Annotated in this window: 14 protein-coding genes; 9 read left to right on the top strand and 5 right to left on the bottom strand. The window is 61.0% G+C overall.

Features of this window, described 5'->3' with window-relative positions:
* Positions 1 to 72 precede the first annotated feature (72 nt).
* The 3 genes from gnd to dnaA form a co-directional block, all read right to left on the bottom strand.
* Positions 73 to 1,029 carry a phosphogluconate dehydrogenase (NAD(+)-dependent, decarboxylating) gene (gene gnd / locus ACSLGO_RS03165; RefSeq protein WP_386885925.1) on the bottom strand — a complete coding sequence of 319 codons (957 nt, stop codon included), beginning with the start codon at positions 1,027 to 1,029 and terminating at the stop codon, positions 73 to 75.
* A gap of 67 nt (positions 1,030 to 1,096) precedes the next feature.
* Positions 1,097 to 2,221, bottom strand: coding sequence for a DNA polymerase III subunit beta (gene dnaN, locus ACSLGO_RS03160; protein ID WP_436399887.1), 1,125 nt, complete (start codon positions 2,219 to 2,221; stop codon positions 1,097 to 1,099).
* A gap of 561 nt (positions 2,222 to 2,782) precedes the next feature.
* Positions 2,783 to 4,201, bottom strand: a complete 1,419-nt coding sequence (gene dnaA, locus ACSLGO_RS03155) for a chromosomal replication initiator protein DnaA (protein WP_091600878.1) — start codon at positions 4,199 to 4,201, stop codon at positions 2,783 to 2,785.
* A 462-nt stretch (positions 4,202 to 4,663) separates the two neighbouring features.
* Here dnaA and rpmH point away from each other — a divergent pair, with 462 nt between their 5' ends.
* The 9 genes from rpmH (at position 4,664) to ACSLGO_RS03110 (ending at position 13,572) form a co-directional block, all read left to right on the top strand.
* A complete protein-coding gene (gene rpmH, locus ACSLGO_RS03150) occupies positions 4,664 to 4,801 on the top strand; it encodes a 50S ribosomal protein L34 (protein WP_055854070.1) in 138 nt (45 codons plus the stop codon).
* A gap of 61 nt (positions 4,802 to 4,862) precedes the next feature.
* The gene (gene rnpA / locus ACSLGO_RS03145; RefSeq protein WP_091600879.1) at positions 4,863 to 5,222 is read left to right on the top strand and encodes a ribonuclease P protein component; all 360 of its coding nucleotides are present in this window, start codon (positions 4,863 to 4,865) and stop codon (positions 5,220 to 5,222) included.
* 14 nt (positions 5,223 to 5,236) lie between these two features.
* The gene (gene yidD, locus ACSLGO_RS03140; RefSeq protein WP_176697493.1) at positions 5,237 to 5,626 is read left to right on the top strand and encodes a membrane protein insertion efficiency factor YidD; all 390 of its coding nucleotides are present in this window, start codon (positions 5,237 to 5,239) and stop codon (positions 5,624 to 5,626) included.
* Between the two features lie 9 nt (positions 5,627 to 5,635).
* On the top strand, positions 5,636 to 6,598 hold the full coding sequence (gene yidC, locus ACSLGO_RS03135) for a membrane protein insertase YidC (RefSeq protein WP_091600881.1): 963 nt from the start codon (positions 5,636 to 5,638) through the stop codon (positions 6,596 to 6,598).
* Positions 6,595 to 7,128: a protein jag gene (locus ACSLGO_RS03130; RefSeq protein WP_436399884.1), complete on the top strand. Its 534-nt coding sequence runs from the start codon at positions 6,595 to 6,597 to the stop codon at positions 7,126 to 7,128. Before yidC ends, ACSLGO_RS03130 begins: the two co-directional genes overlap by 4 nt.
* A gap of 53 nt (positions 7,129 to 7,181) precedes the next feature.
* Entirely contained in the window at positions 7,182 to 7,811 is a 630-nt protein-coding gene (gene rsmG, locus ACSLGO_RS03125) for a 16S rRNA (guanine(527)-N(7))-methyltransferase RsmG (RefSeq protein ID WP_436399882.1), read from the top strand.
* A gap of 114 nt (positions 7,812 to 7,925) precedes the next feature.
* Positions 7,926 to 9,065 carry a ParA family protein gene (locus ACSLGO_RS03120; protein WP_436399881.1) on the top strand — a complete coding sequence of 380 codons (1,140 nt, stop codon included), beginning with the start codon at positions 7,926 to 7,928 and terminating at the stop codon, positions 9,063 to 9,065.
* A gap of 101 nt (positions 9,066 to 9,166) precedes the next feature.
* Complete coding sequence (locus tag ACSLGO_RS03115) at positions 9,167 to 10,531, top strand: ParB/RepB/Spo0J family partition protein (protein ID WP_436399879.1); 1,365 nt, start codon at positions 9,167 to 9,169, stop codon at positions 10,529 to 10,531.
* Positions 10,532 to 13,371: 2,840 nt separating this feature from the next.
* Entirely contained in the window at positions 13,372 to 13,572 is a 201-nt protein-coding gene (locus ACSLGO_RS03110) for a hypothetical protein (protein ID WP_436399878.1), read from the top strand.
* A gap of 576 nt (positions 13,573 to 14,148) precedes the next feature.
* Here the strand turns inward: ACSLGO_RS03110 and ACSLGO_RS03105 are convergent.
* Positions 14,149 to 15,336: a peptidoglycan-binding protein gene (locus tag ACSLGO_RS03105; RefSeq protein ID WP_277664722.1), complete on the bottom strand. Its 1,188-nt coding sequence runs from the start codon at positions 15,334 to 15,336 to the stop codon at positions 14,149 to 14,151.
* A 9-nt stretch (positions 15,337 to 15,345) separates the two neighbouring features.
* Positions 15,346 to 15,672, bottom strand: a complete 327-nt coding sequence (gene trxA / locus ACSLGO_RS03100) for a thioredoxin (RefSeq protein ID WP_055242830.1) — start codon at positions 15,670 to 15,672, stop codon at positions 15,346 to 15,348.
* Positions 15,673 to 15,684 lie beyond the last annotated feature (12 nt).

The following is a 15,684-nucleotide window of genomic DNA, read 5'->3' as shown; positions in this document are numbered from 1 at the left end:
CTGTGCCTGCCTTCCAATCCCTGCGTCTGTCATCCAGCCGCTCCCGGCCATCCCCATCCAGCCTACAACCGCTTACTCCGGGGCCCCTGTTTCCCCTATGGCCTGTTCTGCCTCTGTCTGGGCGGCCTGCCCGGCGGACTCCGGACCGGACACCTGCCTTACGGCGTGCCCGCCGAACTGTCCGCGCAGGGCCGCGACCAGTTTCATCGCCGGTGACTCCTCCTGGCGCGAGGCGAAACGGGCAAACACCGCTGCGGAGATCACCGGCGCCGGAACCTCCGCGGCCAGTGCTTCCTCGACGGTCCAGCGGCCCTCCCCGGAGTCTTCCACGAACCCTTCGATCCGGCTGAGCCCCGGGTCTTCCTCCACTGCCCTTACCGCCAGTTCCAGCAGCCAGGAACGGATGACTGTTCCGCTCTGCCAGGCACGGAGGATGCCTCCGGTGTCCTCGATGATGTCCTGTGATTCGAGGAGTTCATAGCCCTCGGCATAGGCCTGCATGAGCCCGTACTCGATTCCGTTGTGCACCATCTTGGCGTAGTGGCCAGCGCCTACAGCGCCGGCGTGCACGAACCCGTCTTCGCGTGCCCCGTCAGGGCGCAGCGCGTCGAAGACCGGCATGGCTTCGATGACGTCGGCTTCTTCCCCGCCAACCATCAGTCCATATCCGGTCTCCCGTCCCCAGACTCCGCCGGAGACCCCGCAGTCCAGGTACCGGATGCCCCGGGATGCCAGCTGCTCGGCGTGTTTCCGGTCATCGGTGTAGCGGGAATTTCCGCCTTCAATGACGAGGTCTCCCTCGCTGAGCACTTCGGCCAGGTCTGTGATGACCGCAGAGGTGGCGCTGCCGCTGGGAACCATCACCCAGACGATTCGCGGAACTGTCAGCCGCGCCGCCAGGTCCCTGAGCGAGCCTGCGTCCGAGGACACTGGGTTCCGGTCGAATCCGGATACCTGGATGCCTTTCGAACGCAGCCTCTCCCGCATGGGAAGGCCCATCTTTCCGAGTCCAATCAAACCCACATGCATGTCGGTTCCTCCCTGCTCAGGTCCACTGACGTGGACTGGAAAGGCTCTCGAGATGCGGGTGAAAGCCCTACTGGTTAGGCAGCCGGACCGGCATCAGCAGGTACCGGTAGTCTTCCTGGTCGTCGCCGGTGAGCTCTTCCTGCGCGGAGATCACGGCCGGCTTCGGCGGGGTGGTGAAGGAAAAACGCACGTACTTGCTCGGGAAGGCACCCAGGCCTTCGCTGAGGTAGTGCGGGTTGAAGGCAACGGTGATGTCGTCGCCGACGAGCGATGCCTCGAGCGCCTCGGAGGCCTGGGCATCTTCACCGGTACCGGCGTCGAGCGTCACCTGTCCGTCCGTGAAGGCGAGGCGCACGGGAGTGTTCCGCTCAGCAACAAGCGAAACGCGGCGCACGGCTTCCACCAGCGCATGTGTTTCCACGGTGGCGTGGATCGGAGTGTTTTCCGGGAACAGCGAGCGGATCTTGGGGTAGTCCCCGTCCACCAGCAGCGACGTAGTGCGGCGTCCACCGCTTTCGAAACCGATGAGTTCGCTGTCTCCCGACAGTGCAATGTTCAGGTCTCCGCCGCTGCCGAGTGTCTTTGCCACTTCGTTCAGGGTTTTGGCCTTCACCAGCGCGGAAGTCGAGATACCCGGGGTTGCCGGCTTCCACGGGAGTTCACGCAGGGCGAGCCGGTAGCGGTCGGTGGCAAGGAAGGTAATGAGATCATCTTCGATTTCCATCCGTACGCCGGTGAGGATCGGCAGGGTGTCGTCGCGGCTCGCGGCGATAATCACCTGTGAAACGGCCTGCGCGAAGGCATCACCGTCGACGACGCCGCTGACGTCCGGAAGTGCCGGCAGTTCGGGGTATTCCGAGACCGGCATGGTTGCCAGGTTGAAGCGGCTGTTGCGGCAGGTAAGCGTGACCTTCGAACCATCGGTTTCCACATCCACCGGTGCGGAGGGAAGGCTGCGGCAGATTTCTGCCAGGAGCCGGCCCGAGACAAGGATGGTGCCTTCTTCAGAGATGTCCGCCGGGATCTGCAGCCTCGCCGAAATCTCGTAGTCGAAGCTGGCAATGCTAAGAGAACCGGATTCGGCCTTGATCAGCAGGCCGGAAAGCACAGGAATCGGCGGGCGGGGGGAGAGGGACCGCGCTGTCCACGTAACCGCCTCGGCCAGGACATCCCGCTCAACTCTGAACTTCACTGCAGGGTGCCGCCTTTCACAACGTACTTATCAGTACTACTGAACTTTCATGAACACGTGAGGGAGCAAATCGTGCGGCAGTGCCGCCCGGGCTGTCCGCCTGGGAATCACAACAATACTCTGTGCCAGCTTACCGCCAGCGTGGTTTTCCCCGCACGGCTTACCGGCAGGGAGAGGGCTTTGTGCGTTTGCCCAACAGCACCGGGCCCACGCTCCGGTTCCTTGGAGATCCCCGATCGAGAAGATCGGATGTTTGGCGTGGAAGGTCAGATGTTATTTGGTGGAACCCAATTTCTTAAGATTCGTAGTGTTAATAACTCCTGTGGATACTGTGGACAACCAGCCCCATCGGCCCGAATCTGCGTTTTAAGCCTGTTGATAACTTGTGGATGGCCAGCCTACGCGCTGAGGGCGGGTGTTGGGAACTTTTTTGTCGTTCCGCGTATCCACAGGGAAGCACTGGAAGTTCGGGGTTGTCCACCGAGTTATCCACACCCTTGTCCACATCTGTTAATTTCGAGCCCCTTCGGGGCCATTACATCCCTGCGCTGGCGCGGATTTCTAGGCTTCGCGCTGTTGCTGCTTGATGCGGTTAGTCAGCTCCGTGACCTGGTTGTAGATGGCCCGGCGCTCAGCCATGAGTTCACGGATCTTCCGGTCAGCGTGGATAACGGTGGTGTGGTCCCGTCCACCGAGTTCCTGACCGATTTTCGGAAGCGACATGTCAGTCAGTTCGCGGCAGAGATACATGGCGATCTGCCGCGCGGTCACCAGGGTCCGGGTGCGCGACTTGCTGCACAGTTCTTCCAGGCTGATCTGGAAGTACGCCGCTGTCTGTCCAAGGATGGAGGCCGCAGTGATTTCCTGGGCGCCGTCGTCGGTAATGAGGTCCTTGAGGACAATCTCCGCCAGGCCCACGTCAACCTGCTGCCGGTTAAGGCTGGCGAACGCGGTGACGCGAATCAGTGCCCCTTCGAGTTCGCGGATGTTGGTCGAGATTTTCGAGGCGATGTATTCGAGGACATCGTCCGGGGCGCTGAGCGAATCCCCGATCGCTTTCTTGCGCAGGATCGCAATGCGGGTTTCCAGCTCCGGAGGCTGGACATCCGTGAGCAGGCCCCATTCGAAACGCGACCGCATGCGTTCTTCGAACCCGGAGAGCTGCTTGGGCGGCAAGTCAGAGGTGATTACCACCTGCTTGTTGTGGTTGTGCAGCGCATTGAAGGTGTGGAAGAACTCTTCCTGCGTTGCGTCCTTGTTGGCGAGGAACTGGATGTCGTCAATAAGAAGGATGTCCACGTTGCGGTAGAGCTGCTTGAAACTCGCGCCCTCGTCATAGCGGATGGAGTTGATGAAGTCGTTGGTGAATTCCTCGGAGTTCACGTAGCGCACACGGATGCCAGTGTAGAGGTGGCGGGCGTAGTGCCCAATCGCGTGGAGGAGGTGGGTCTTGCCCAGTCCGGAGTCACCGTAGATAAAGAGCGGGTTGTAGGCCTTCGCCGGCGCCTCGGCCACCGCAACTGCGGCTGCGTGGGCAAAGCGGTTGGACGAACCGATGACGAAAGTCTCAAAAACGTACTTGGGGTTCAGCCGGCCGAATTCCTGGGACGTGCTCGGCGGAGTGGGCGACGGCGCACTCTCGCCGGTCGGGACGGGCGAGGGGGAAGCTTCTTCCGGCTCGGGCTCCGGTTCCGCCTGTACTACCGGCGTCAGATCGGCGTCGATCACGAATGCGCACTGGATGTCCGCCTGAAAGACGGTCTTGAGGACTTCGTCGAGGATGTTTTTCAGCTGTGTCTGGAGGACTTCGCGGGTCAGTTCATTAGGTACGGCGACCAGCAGGGTAGTGCCGATCAGGCCCTGGGCCTGGGCCAGGACCACGAATCCGCGCTGCCGGGGCGAGACCCTGTCATCGGACTCCAGCGTCCGGATGACCTTGCGCCAGGAGCTGCCGACATCGTTGATTTCGTCCGTACCCACAAAAACCTCTCGTGACGCCCGATCCGGGCGGTCTAAGAAACCGGGATCCAGGCTTGGATTCCGGGGAGCTCATCCACAGAGTTATACACAGCGGTGGATAAATGCCCCGCGCCAAGCCTAGATCAAGTTTTCCCCAGCCGGTAGCTGGATTCCTGCGCCCCTGCGGGACTTGGGATGTCACTCACAATGACACGCTGGAGCGTGGTCCGCGGCACTTGTCCACAGGTGTTGATAGTTTCGGGCTCACAGGCCGTGGATCCCCGGTTTGACTGGATTGGGGCTCTCACCTAACGTTGAGTAGTCCTTTGTGTCTGCTATCTGCACTCATTCATGCCCATCAGGGTTCTGGGAATCAGGGTCCAGGTCCGGGTTGAGCGTAGTCAGTCACATGAAAACTTAGCGCCGCTTGTGCTTCCCCCTTGATGCAGCAGGCGCAGCGCATATTGTCTTGGAGTAACCACCGTGAGCAAGCGGACTTTTCAGCCGAATAACCGCCGTCGTGCCAAGAAGCACGGCTTCCGCCTTCGCATGCGTACCCGTGCCGGCCGTGCCATCCTTTCTGCACGCCGTTCCAAGGGCCGCACCGAACTGTCGGCGTAAAACAGCCTTAGGTTTGCCGATGCTGCAGCAGCAGCTCAGTCCCACCATCCTGGCGTCCTGAATGCTGGCCGCGAGGAACCGGGTACGGTCGTCGGCGGATTTTTCCCATACCGTACGTTCCGGTGCCCGAAGCGGGCGCCGGAACGTAGTCTTATATGCAGTGCCAAACCCGGCCGCGCCTACGCGCGTCGGGTTCATTGTGTCGAAGGCAGTCGGGAACGCCGTGACACGCAACCTCGTTAAGAGAAGACTGAGAGAAGCAGCAGCGCAGAGCCTGGCAGAAAACCCCACCGGGTTGGACATTGTCGTCAGAGCGCTGCCGCCGGCGGCGTCGGCGTCGTGGGCGCAGTTAAGCGCCGACTACGCAGGTGCCCTCTGCGCATGTTTGAACAAGCTTTCCCGGCAAGATCCACACAGATGAGGGAGGGGCAGAGCATGGGCCGCACCGGAAGTGATCCGGCGAAGGCCTCTGCCAGTGCTGCCTTTTTCCGTGCTGTTCTGCTCTTTGTCTGGCACCTGCCGCGGAATCTTCTCATCGGTTTCCTCATCGCCTACCGCAAGGTGGTCTCCCCGCTCTACGGTCCGGTGTGCCGTTTCTTCCCTTCCTGCTCGGCTTACGCCCTGGAGGCCATCACCGTGTACGGCGCGGTGAAGGGGAGCTGGCTGGCAGGCCGGAGGCTCGTACGGTGCCACCCCTGGAACGACGGCGGAGTGGACCATGTGCCCGCCGGTGGCCGGACCTGGCCCCAGGAGTCAGTTCCCAAGATTATTGTGCTGAATCATCCCGTGATTCCGGCAGACGAAGACAGCCGCTCGGCGGCTTGAGGAGTGTAAATGGGTTTCTTCGACACGATCATGTTTCCATTCAAGTGGGTGGTGTCATGGATCATGTGGATCTTCCACGAGGGATTTGTCTTCCTTGGGATGGACGCCGCCTCCGGTTGGACCTGGACCCTTTCCATCATTGGCCTGGTTATCGTCATCCGGGCCGCCCTGATCCCGGTCTTCGTCAAGCAGATCAAAGCCCAGCGGGGCATGCAGTCGCTGCAGCCTGACCTGCGCAAGCTGCAGCAGAAGTACAAGGGCAAGACGGACCAGCTCTCGCGCCAGGCAATGACGCAGGAGCAGATGGCGCTTTACAAGAAGCACGGCACCAACCCGTTCGCCGCCTGCCTGCCAATGCTGATCCAAATGCCGTTCTTCTTTGCCCTGTTCCAGGTGCTGAACGGCGTTTCCAACGCCAGCTCCGGCGGCGAGGGGATCGGCGCGCTGAGCCACGACGCCGTCGTTCAGTTCGATGAGGCGACCATCCTGGGCGCTCCGCTCTCGTCGTCGCTGCTCCACGGATTCGGCACTGAGGGCCACACGTCAGTCGTTGTCCTCTCGATCATCATGATCATCGCCATGACTGCCTCGCAGTTCATTACGCAGAAGCAGATCATGTCCAAGAACATGTCTGAAGAAGCGCTGCAGAGCCCGTTCATGCGCCAGCAGAAGATGATGCTGTACGTACTGCCGCTGGTATTCGGCATTGGTGGCATCAACTTCCCCATCGGTGTCCTGATCTACTGGACCACCACCAACCTGTGGACCATGGCACAGCAGTTCTTCGTCATCCGCCGTATGCCTACTCCCGGTTCCCCCGCAGCCAAGGCCCTGGCCGAACGCCGTGCCGCCAAGGGCCTGCCCATGGTCCCCCTGCTGGGTGAAAAGAAGACCGAGCCCGCCGAAGAAGTACCCGTCCCCGCCAAGGGCCAGCGCCAGCAGCCCCAGCGCAAGAACAGGAAGAAAAGATGAGTACTGAGCACGTCGACGAGACCGTGGAAGAACTGGCTGCCGGCAACGGTGCTGCAAGCCGTCTGGAGGAAGAGGGCGACGTAGCCGCCGACTACCTCGAGGAACTGCTGGACATTGCCGATATCGATGGTGATATCGACATTGAGGTCCGCAGCGGCCGCACCTACATCTCGGTGGTTTCCGAGGAGGGCGACGACTCCGGTCTCCAGGCCCTCGTGGGCCGCGACGGTGAGGTCCTTGAGGCCCTGCAGGAGCTGACCCGCCTCTCCGTACTGACTGCCACGGACAGCCGCTCACGCCTCGTGCTGGACATCTCCGGATACCGCAGGGAGCGCAGCGAGGAACTGCACCGCATCGCCGAGGACGCTGTCTTACGCGCCAAGACGTCGGGCAAGGATATTGCCCTGGCTCCGATGAGCGCCTATGAACGCAAAATCGTGCACGACGCCGTAGCGGAGCTTGGACTCGTCAGCGAGTCCGAGGGCGAAGGCGCAGGCCGGCATATCGTGGTGTCCCTCTCCGACGCTTAGCTTCGCCGGTTCGGGATCCGCGAGTACTTATCTAGGACAAGGATTGTTTTCACGTGGTTGAGATAACGCCTGCCGAACATGCGGCGGCGGTTAAGGTCTTTGGTGACCGTCTGCCCCTGGCCGAGCGTTACGTTGAGCACCTGGCAACTTCGGGGATGGAACGGGGCCTCCTCGGACCCCGTGAGGTTCCCCGGCTATGGAGCCGCCACGTGCTGAACTGTGCCGTTGTGGCTGAGCTTATTCCGCAGGGCAGCAAGGTTGCGGACGTCGGATCCGGTGCCGGATTGCCCGGTCTCTGCCTGGCGATTGCCCGGCCGGACCTTTCGATGACGCTCATTGAGCCGCTTGAACGGCGGGTTACGTGGCTCAACGAAGTGATTGAAGACCTCAAACTGGATAACGTCTCTGTCATCCGCGGACGTGCTGAGCAGGCCGTTGGCAAGGTGGACGTGGATGTTGTGACTGCCCGTGCGGTCTCCGCCCTGTCCGGACTCTCCGGCCTGACGATTCCGCTCCTGGGAGGCTCCGGGGTTGTCCTGGCTATCAAGGGACGAAGCGCTGCCGAGGAAATCGAAAAAGCGGCAAAGCAGATCCGCAAGCTGGGCGGGAAGGAAACCACGGTGGTGACTGCCGGGTCAGACGTCCTCGAGGAGCACACCACAGTCGTGCGGATTGTGGTTTAGTCCCGCACAGCGTTCTTGCGCTGTGCACACACCCGGACCGATCCCGATATTTCCCGGGGCAGCCGATAGGCTAGTGGCAGTAATGCCTTATGTTGTGAAAGTGAGCATGTCCCGGTGAGTGTGCGCGATTCTGCCGCAAAACGAATTCCCCCCTTTGCTGCGCTCGGCTCTGCCTTCTCCTCGCCTTTCTCAAGGTCACAACCTAAAGAGGTTGAGAAGCCGGAGACTCACTTGCCTGTTTCACGTGAAACAGGACATGCTGTTCCAACACAGTCTGCCGGCGCATCCGATGTGCCTGAATCCGAGACCAGCGAAGGTGGTGTAGCCGGCCAGGCGGTCCTCCCGTCCGAGCCGGTAGACGTTATGGATCTGATGGACGAGAGCACGCCGCTAGCCCGCGAGCTGGCCAGCGAGACCCGCCGCCGCGAGAAGCTGATGGGCCGCGTGCTGCCACGTCCGGCAGAGACCCGGATCATGACGGTGAGCAATCAGAAAGGCGGCGTTGGCAAGACGACTACAACCGTCAACATTGCTGCGGCGCTGGCGACGGCTGGTCTCAACGTCATGGTTATCGATATCGATCCGCAGGGAAATGCCTCAACGGCCCTGGGAATTGACCATCGAGCCGACGTCGAGAGCATCTATGACGTCCTCATCGATGACCTGCCGCTGGCCAATGTTGTAGCCCAGTGCCCGGACATCAAGAATCTGATCTGCGCGCCGGCAACTATCCACCTGGCGGGCGCCGAGATCGAGCTGGTCTCCCTCGTGGCACGCGAGCAGCGCCTCCGCCGGGCAATCGACGTGTACGCTGCCGAGCGCAAGGCCGCCGGCGAGGAACGGCTTGACTACATTTTCATTGACTGCCCGCCGAGCCTCGGCCTGTTGACGGTGAATGCATTCGTGGCAGCCAGGGAAGTCCTTATTCCCATCCAGTGTGAGTACTACGCCCTTGAGGGCCTCAGCCAGCTGCTGAAGAACATCGAAATGATCCAGAAGCACCTGAACGCCGACCTGGTTGTCTCCACGATCCTGCTCACGATGTACGACGGCCGCACCAACCTCGCTGCACAGGTTGCAGCCGAAGTACGGGAGCACTTCCCGCAGCAGGTTCTCTCGGCCGTTGTTCCGCGTTCGGTGCGCATTTCTGAGGCTCCCAGCTACCAGCAGACGGTCATGACGTACGACCCCTCATCCACGGGTGCACTGTCCTACCTGGAAGCCGCTGCCGAGATCTCCCAGCGATCCTTCTAGACACTCCCTCCGGGTTGCCGGGCCCCGGCGGCCTTCAACCGTAGAATACATTCACAATCAATCCATGCCGCTTGCTGTGCGCATAAGGGAAGGACTTACCCATGACCGAAAAGCGTCGTGGTTTGGGCCGGGGTCTGGGCGCGTTGATCCCCAGTGCTGCTGAGCCTGCTGAAGCAACTGAATCAGGCCAGTCTGCACGTGCCGGGCGGCCGGTCGATCTGTTCTTTACCTCCGTTAGTGATGAGGCAGGAGCTGCGCGCACCAGCGGACCGCGGCGCGGAGCGGGAATCAACAAAGAGGCGTTGCAGACGCCCGCAAAGAAAAAACCCGTAACGCGGTCCTCCTCCACCCGTACGGGGACTACAGGGCGTAAAACCGTATCGGACCGCTCCCTGGAAACGCCGCCTACTGCGACTGTGGAGGCCGATCAGCCCACCGGGAAGGCTGAGGCACGGAAGGCGGCATCCAAGCCCGCAGGAAGGGCTCCCAAGGACGCTGACCCAGATGCCGGCCGCATCGCCGCAGTCACCGGTGCACAGGATGCTGCAGCGGAAGACAAGACTCGTCCTGCTGTAGACGAGGGCGACACTCCTCCCGTAGGCGAAGGCGACACCGTTTCACGTGAAACGTTGATGGAGGTTCCCGGTGCGCGGTTCGCGGAGCTGCCGATCGACTCGATCCACCCCAACCGGAAGCAGCCACGCAGCGTCTTTGATGAAGATGACATGTCGGAACTGGTCCACTCCATCAGAGAAATTGGAGTGCTCCAGCCGATCGTCGTCCGTCCATCCGCTGAGGGCGACGATGACCATCCATACGAACTCGTCATGGGTGAACGGAGGTGGCGTGCCAGCCGAGAGGCCGGCCTCACCGCGGTACCTGCGATCATCCGGTCTACCCAGGACGTGGATCTTCTCCGTGACGCCCTGCTGGAGAACCTGCACCGCAGCCAGCTGAATCCGCTCGAAGAGGCTGCCGCGTACCAGCAGCTTCTGGACGATTTTGAATGCTCCCATGAGGAACTCGCAGAGCGTATCGGCCGGTCCAGACCGCAGATATCCAACACCCTTCGGTTGATGAAGCTCCCTCCGCTGGTGCAACGCAGGCTCGCAGCGGGTGTACTGTCAGCTGGTCATGCACGGGCGCTTCTGGGTCTCAACGATCCTGCCGAGATGGAGAAACTCGCGCAGAAGATCGTAGCAGAAGGAATGTCCGTTCGGGCCACGGAGGAAGTCGTCTCGCTGTCTGACGGGATCCGCCGTCCGGCGAAGGAAGCCAAGCCGAAGGTAGGTGCCCGGCATGAGAGGCTGGACTACTTGGCAAACTCACTGTCCGACCGCCTTGACACGAACGTCAAGATTACCCTCGGAGCGCGCAAGGGTAAGGTCAGCATCGAGTTCGCGAGCGTTGATGACTTGAATCGCATTATGTCAGTGCTGAACCCCGTAGAGGGCGCTGCTTCATAGAGTGGCATGACCAAGTCCTGGATGGGCCGCTGTTTCACGTGAAACAGCGGCCCATTTTCTGTCGGTGCGGAACCGCCGGTTTCCAGCAAACGTTGACGCTAGCCGTAAGGCCAGGAACAAAACCCCCATTCGACAATCCTTCAGTGTCCTGTCGGTAAGGCACTACCCGCCTTCCGGCCGTAAGAGTACTACGGGGCGCCAGGCGATGCGGAGGTAACTTAAGCGGTCGTGAAGTTTCACGTGAAACATGTAAGTCGTAGCTTCATAACCTTTCGCGCCCGCGCATAATGTCACGGCGTGTGAGACCTTATAGATGTCCTGACGCACCCACATGCAAGTTGGGTTGTTAGTGCCACAAGGTGTTGAATACAAAAGCAGCTTGGGGCGCCTGGTTTCTTGAAGTCGTTGCCCGTATGGGCTGACAGCGTTTCACGTGAAACGGTCTGTCACGCGAGTTAAGCGAGCTAGGACATAGCGTGCACCATTTGAAGCAAGGCTGTGGAGGACTGTCCGCCGGTGGGCAACGAACGTGAAGGTCGACCCCGAATATGGAAAACTGACATCAACAAAGGAGGTTTGTTCGACCAGCACCTCATAACCATTTCGATCATTACAACCAAATAGGTATGTGTGCCTGGGGTGTGAAACACAGGAACTCCTGGTCCTAGTCCCAAGGAAACCACATGGGGAAGAACTATTCTGGGTTCCGCTTTCCTTCCGGTGATCGAGAGCACCCTCAAATTCTTTCGGTGTCTCCGTTCGGATGCTTGACGTCTCGCTTCAAATTGGAACGAACTCGAGTAAGTTCGCGCTGTTTCACGTGAAACCGGGATGAGTGCGCACAGCCATGGCGCCTGCGAGCGTGACGCCGCTCAGGGGAAGCTCTGAGGGCTGACACGGCAACTAGAGCGTGCCCAAAGGAGCACAGGCGACGTCGTGCAGGCTCAGTGACGGCCACACCGATCCCGCGTTTACTGCGAAGCAGTCCTGTTTATGGGCTAATTCGCGGGATCAACACGCCACGCCTAAGTTCCCAGCTGTTTCACCTGGCTCGTTCCGCTTCACGTGAAACGGCGCCTTTCGACACGTCCTTGAAAGCGGATCCCGGAGGTGAGGGGAGATGCAGCAACATTGTTTCGCGGCTGACAGGTCTACGCCCAATTCTTCCAAGAGAGTTCGTACAGAAACCTCGCTCCACTTGTCGGAGCTCAAGACATACTGCAGTGCACCTCTTGGCAGTAGTGATCCCCTATGGCACGCAACTTGTGTTCCTCAGGATGCTCATTGGGTGCAGGGATCTTGCCAACGAATGGCTCGGGTTTGAAAGCCAGGTGTTCGTAGGAATGCGGACCCCCAGTTTCACGTGAAACGACGATCATTTTCAGGCTGTTCCCTGGGCGCGGCAATCGCATGCCGTGTCGGCGACGCACAAATACATCGGCTGTCGGCGACGCCCACATGTGCGGCCTCTGTCGGCGTGGCAAACCCTCCGTATTTCCTTGGCCACGACAAGCGGCAACTCGCAATGAGCCCGTGCGCAGGTAGTTCGTCGAGCCATCGGGTCTATACGGTATGCCATGGGCCGGATCAGCCCCGCGCCGCATGGATGTAGCTACTTTAAGGCAGCCACTTTTCGATCCAGTCCTAATGCGCGGAGAATATCCAACGTTGCGCCATAGTCCTGTCGGTGCGCTCTTCGCGGTGAGTGCTTCCGGCCCAGTCACACGCCTTTCGACTCACTCGTTTGCCTCGTGGGTTGCCCTGGCACCTCAGATAGCACGCTGAACGTCGTCATCGTTTCACGTGAAACGGCCCGTCCTGGCCTCGGCACGGCCGGCTGCAGGGGCACGAGGGATGCGGCGGGAGTCCCTCATGGCCGTCTGTACCAGCACTACAAGGTTGCGGCAAGCTTGACGCCGCTGCTGACAATAGTCGCGTACAGAGGGAGTTCCTCAGCCGATGGCGGTTCCTAAGGTGACCTCGTATTTTCAGCGCCCAGGTGCGGCGGAATTACGTGGAATCGAAACGGCTCCATGCAGTTGTTGGTAGGCCTTACCCACGGTCACTGGCATCCTTACGTGCATCATCCCGAGGAGACTGTCATGGAACCTGTGCGCGAGCGAGTCCCGCGTTCTAACCGTGGTGGACTATCGGGCCAGCCGGAGCCATTGAACGTTGCCGTCCCGCAAAGTAGGCGGATGCAACACAGGAATCGTGCTTGTTGTTTTCATGCGGGCGCCACACACCCCTCCGGCTCACCCATCAAGGACCGCGATGAGAACACCGAGCTATTCACAGACTAGGTGGCGCCAGCACAACCATCGACAATGAGAATGTAATGAAAACCCCGGAGAGATTTGGGTCTGACAGGTACTCACGGCTTTCATTTCGGAAGTCTACGCCGGACCCACGCGTGATAACTGCGACACCGGGCTGACTGTACGCGTTTCACGTGAAACACCTGCGGGTGCCGAATCAGCGGCAGGAATTGACGAGGAACGGCTCGGCACCTCGCATTTTCGAAGGAGTACATCCGCGGGCCGAGTGTCGTCGAGCTCCGCGAGAATCCCGTGCGATCTACTGGGCATCAGCTACGGGGTTGCTCGATACTAGAATGATCTCAACGCCGGCCGGCATAAATAGCGTAGCTACTTCGCGTAGTGCCTACAGCGACCGTGAGTAGATACCGAGGCGCAGGTAGGTAATGGTCCAAGTGAGTGCGAGTATTTGAGCATCCCGGAATGGGCGACACCGCTGCGCATCGATCCACTACATCGCATGAACGTCATAGCGCACGTGGAGTACTCCCTTGCCGGTAACCACCGGGGATCGCCGAGGGAGTGCATAGCGTCGACGCTGCCGAAAAAGCGGTGACCTGCCGCGAACGCAACGGGGGCAATATCCATCCGCACCTCATCGACGAAGCCGGCAGCGAATGTCTGTCCACCGATGTCACCGGCGGCAACTTCGACTATCCGATCGCGGGCCAGATCTTGGGCCCTGGCAACGGCTGCCTCAACCCCGTCGGCGAAGAAAAATGAGCCTCGCGGACCCCCAACCCTCTGGGGGAGGCCTGCGCGTAACAATCACCATGTGGTCCACACCCGATGGTGGTGCCCCACCCCAGCCATCCGTCAGGTCAAACACCCGACGCCCGGCGATCGTCACGCTGATCCGGTCCCAGTACGACTGGGTGTAATCGTAGGAGGTCTGAGTAACCCGAAGCTGACCATCGGCGCCCAGTGCGACGTCGCCGTTGGTCAGCCAGTCGAACAGCGGCCCTGGCTGGTCCTGTTCGTCCGATATATGGCCGTCAACCGAAACGCATCCCTACAAGACAACCTTGCCCATAACTTCCTCCCTAGCTCACCCGAATGGCTCAAAACTGCAGCTGCTTCTCGCGTTGCCACTAGGGGGCCGAGCATCGGGATGACTATGCCGGGGCCGCGCGAGTGCCAGGACACAAAGCTAACGTGACGGTGGTCGGAGGCCGTGCTTGGAACGGAATGGCTCCCAGACCGGTAGTTTCACGGCAGAAACAACACGGAATAGTGTCCCAACAAAATGAGCAATGCCGCGCAGACCAAATCCTGGTCTGCGCGGCATTTACGGGGTTATTAGAGGCCGGAAACCCGGCGGCGGTCTTCCATCGGGTTGAAACGGCTCACGTCATCGAGTGCCAGGGTGCCGGTGGGCTGGTCTTCCTCCTCCAGCAGGTACAGGCGCTGGATGGCGATGACAATCGAATCCGCGACCGTCTGCCGGAACACCGGATCAGCAAGCCGGTGTGCGTCGTGGAAGTTGCTGAGGTACCCAAGATCGATTCCGACGGAAGGGATGCCCGGCAGCTTGAGCGTGTCCCACGTGCGGGCGTGCACGCCGAGACTTGCCATGTCGGTACGCGCGGCGAGCTCCTTGATCATGAGGATGGCTGCGCGCTGGCCAATGGGGGACCGCGGCTCACCCGTGACGGGAAGCCCCCAGTAGTAGGCGGCTATACCCGAGGCCGCCGGCTGGTCCAGCCAGTCACAGTGGATGTTCACGTTCAGGCTTGGTGTGCGGCCTGGGGCTCCCTCTGCGGCAGCAGCGGCGTCGAACTCCACCACCTCTGCGCCGAACTCCCGCAGGATGCGCTCAACCCGTACCCGCACGTCAGTAGCCACCAGCAGTTCGGTGAGGGGCTCTCCGGTCAACCGCTCGGCAACATGCGCGGAGGGCGTCGTGGACTTGCCGGTGTTGAGGGTGATGGTCCGTCCGCGCAGCGCTGCCGTGGAGCGGTCCAGCCGCTCGTAGTCGCGCAGTGCATACGCCTGGCTGGGTGAAATTGCCCGGTTGACGCGTGACATAGCGGTCATCGTGTCCCCGTCACAGACGCCGGTGCCGGGAATCCCTAGGTTCTCCTGCAGCTCGGCCACCGCGTAGCGGGTTCGGACCCCAAACTCCCCGTCAATGTGGCCGTAGTAGAAACCCAGGTGGGAGAGGTGGCGCTGCAGCTCCGCGACGTCGTCTCCGCGTACCGCAGGCTGATCCTCGGAGAAGGCGAGTACCCGGTCCCCAAAACGGAACTGCGCCTCGGCCAGCGCGCGCTGGGTGTCGGGCCCGGCAACGCCGTCGACAATCAGGCCGCGGCTCTGCTGGAAGGCGCGCACGGCTGCGTCCACGTGGTCGTCGAAGACCGCCGGGTTATTGACCGAGTCGGGGGCGAGGTAGGACATGGAAATGCCGGCACGCAGCAGCGCTTCACGAAGCGCCACCACGCGCCGGCTGGAGTCCAGCCTCCGCAGACTCTCGTCCGTCGGATGCATAGTGGGGACCTACTTCAGGTAGGCCGCGAATTCCTGCTCAAGGACCTGCTTCGGCTTGGCACCGATGGACGTGGCCGCAACCTCACCGCCCTTGAAGACGTAGACCGCCGGAATGGAAGTGATGCCGTACTTCGCGGCGATGGCCGGGTTGTCGTCGACGTTGACCTTTACGACGTCGACCTTGTCCGAGTACTCAGCGGCGATGTCATCCAGGATGGGGGAGAGCATGCGGCACGGTCCGCACCACTCGGCCCAGAAGTCCACGATGACCGGCTTGTCGGCTGCCAGCACGTCGGTGCTGAACGAGGAATCCGTTACGTCTTTGGCGTTGCTCATGGTTCTTGCTCC

The sequence above is a fragment of the Arthrobacter sp. IK3 genome (assembly GCF_051337705.1).
GTDB lineage: Bacteria > Actinomycetota > Actinomycetes > Actinomycetales > Micrococcaceae > Arthrobacter_B > Arthrobacter_B koreensis.
The sequence above is the reverse complement of the archived record's forward strand: the minus strand, read 5'-3'. Positions and strand labels throughout refer to the sequence as shown.